At 62.5% G+C, this 2,506-nt stretch carries 3 protein-coding genes and 1 pseudogene; all 4 read left to right on the forward strand.

Annotated features, from left to right (window positions below; all coding sequences use genetic code 11):
* Nucleotides 1–1,238 (forward strand): group II intron reverse transcriptase/maturase (gene ltrA / locus G6R25_RS23355; RefSeq protein WP_419469408.1); only part of this gene is annotated, 1,238 nt, incomplete at its 5' end.
* Between the two features lie 64 nt (nt 1,239–1,302).
* On the forward strand, nt 1,303–1,776 hold the full coding sequence (locus G6R25_RS23360; protein WP_163554586.1) for an IS3 family transposase: 474 nt from the start codon (nt 1,303–1,305) through the stop codon (nt 1,774–1,776).
* A gap of 176 nt (nt 1,777–1,952) precedes the next feature.
* Nucleotides 1,953–2,141: pseudogene (locus G6R25_RS28400) on the forward strand (hypothetical protein); the annotation flags it as partial.
* 77 nt (nt 2,142–2,218) lie between these two features.
* Entirely contained in the window at nt 2,219–2,500 is a 282-nt protein-coding gene (locus G6R25_RS23365) for a hypothetical protein (protein ID WP_136449175.1), read from the forward strand.
* Nucleotides 2,501–2,506 lie beyond the last annotated feature (6 nt).

Here is a 2,506-nt window from a genome sequence, read left to right on the forward strand (position 1 = left end):
TGAAGTCACAGGACAAGCCGTTTGCCATCGACAAGTGGGCTGTGTGGGAAGCGTATCGGCGAGTCAGAGCGAACAAGGGCGCGGCCGGAGTCGACGGCCAGTCGATCGATGATTTCGAACGGGATCGCAATGCGAACCTGTACCGGATCTGGAATCGGATGTCGTCGGGGAGTTACTTCCCACCCCCGGTCCGCGAGGTTGAGATACCGAAGGCCGACGGGCAGGGCGTGAGGACCCTGGGCATCCCGACAGTGGCTGACCGTGTGGCGCAGACGGTGGCCGCGCTTACGCTGGAGCCTCGCACCGATTCGATCTTTCATGATGACTCGTACGGGTACCGGCCGGGCAGGTCGCCGCTGATGGCGGTCGAGAAATGCCGAGAGAGGTGCTGGAAGAACAACTGGGTGGTAGAGATTGACATCTCTCGGTTCTTCGACTCCGTCGACCATGAACTAGTGGTCAGGGCGGTCGAGGTGAACATCACTCCCGAACAGAAGTGGGTGGTGTTGTACGTGCGGCGGTGGCTCACGGCGCCGCTCGTGCTGCCCGATGGCAGGATGGTCGAAACCTCGCAGGGGTCCGCGGTGTCACCCGTCCTGGCTAACCTGTTTATGCACTACGCGTTCGACTCATGGTTGGATCGGGAGTTCCCGACCGTGGAGTTCGAGCGGTTCGCTGACGATGCGGTGGTGCATTGCAAGACCGAGGGGATGGCCCGCCGTGTGTGGGCCGCTCTGGGGGAGCGGATGGAAGAGGTCGGGCTGCGTCTGCACCCCGACAAGACCAGGATCGTTTACTGCAAGGACAGGAGGAGAAACGGCTCGTTTGAAGCCACATCCTTCACCTTCCTTGGGTACACGTTCCAGGCGAGGAAAGCTCCGACGAAAGACCGGAGGAGTATTTTCGCCGCGTTCCTTCCTGCGGTCAGCAGGAACGCCCTCAAGAAGATGGGAGGCGTGGTCCGCCGCTGGCGGATCAACCTGCGTACCACTGATGATCTCGCGGCGCTCGCGGAGTGGATGAATCCAGTCCTCCGTGGCTGGATGAACTACTACGGGAAGTTCTACCGGACCGAACTCGATGGTCTGCTACGGCGCGTCAACACCTACCTGGTGCGCTGGGCCAGACGGAAGTTCAAACGGCTCAGGTCGTTCAAGAAGGCCAAACGGTGGTGGAACGGGCTACTGCGTAGACAGCCCCGCCTATTCGCTCACTGGGTCTGGATGACCGAGTTCTGACGGATTTGATGGGACGAGCGGAGTGACGGGAGACTGTCACGCTTCGTTCTGTGGGAGCCCGGGGGTGAGATTCCCCCGGGCCACCCGGCGGTTGTACCTCGCGACCGTCCTCGACTGCCACACGAAAGCCGTCATCGGCTGGGCCATGGACGACAACTACCGCACCGGGCTCATCGACACCGCCATCATCATGGCGGCCCGTAACCACCGGATCACCGACGGGGCAATTTTTCATTCCGATCGCGGAAGTAACTACACATCGGCCCAGTTCGCCGCTACCTTGAAGAGCCTCGGGATCCGCCAGTCCGTCGGCCGGACCGGAATCTGCTATGACAACTCAATGGCCGAGTCGTTCTTCGCGATCCTCAAGAACGAACGCGTCCACCGCACCGTCTACCCGACCCGCGAACACGCCCGACGCGACATTGCCCGATACATCGAACTTCGCTATAATACGACACGCCGCCACTCGGGACTCGACTACCGAATCCCACAACAGGTCCACGACGAGTACCTGAAAAAGCAGCCCGCCGCGTAAATCAGCTTAATAGCGACTGTCCGGATTCAACGGGGCACATCAAGGCCATGCAGACGATCAACGCTGACGCTTCGCGGTCTGGTTCGTCCACATTCCTTACCTCGTCCGGCGCGGCGGAGCGGGATCGGCCTGGACCGTCTACCCACCAGTCGGACGGCCTCGGGATGCAGCCGAGGGAAGCACGCGAGCAGGATCTGCTTCACCGGGCGCGGGCCGAGGATGTCCTGCACTGGCAGGTGTATCAGCGGCCGATTTCTGCTGAGACGCTCCGTAAGCGCCTTCGTGTCGGGACCGGGACAGCCCGTGGGCTGGTGGCGAAGCTTCGCAGCGACACGCACACCACTCTTCACAGCCGAGTGCCATAACCGGCCGCGCCGTAGTCACCTCCGCGACAGATCGGTGGACAGCGCGGCGTGCATCCCTCTTCGCGCTGGCGTCACCGGTGCTGTCGGAGACCGCGCGCCCCACCCTGACCGACCTCTTCCGCAGACCAGCGCCGCGCGAGCTCACCGTCGGCGACGGCATGCGCCGATTCGACGGCAACCTGATCCGTGTGGCCCCGGGCGGCGTGCTCGTGCGCAGCAAGAACGAGGTCATCATCGCCTCGATACTGCACGAGATCGTTCCGGATCGGTGGTCCTACGAGCAGCCCCTGACTATCGACGGGGTCACCAAGTACCCCGACTTCACCATCGAAACGGCCTCCGGCGACGAGATCATCTAGGAGCGT

This window comes from Candidatus Frankia alpina, assembly GCF_902806485.1.
Lineage (GTDB): Bacteria > Actinomycetota > Actinomycetes > Frankiales > Frankiaceae > Frankia > Frankia alpina.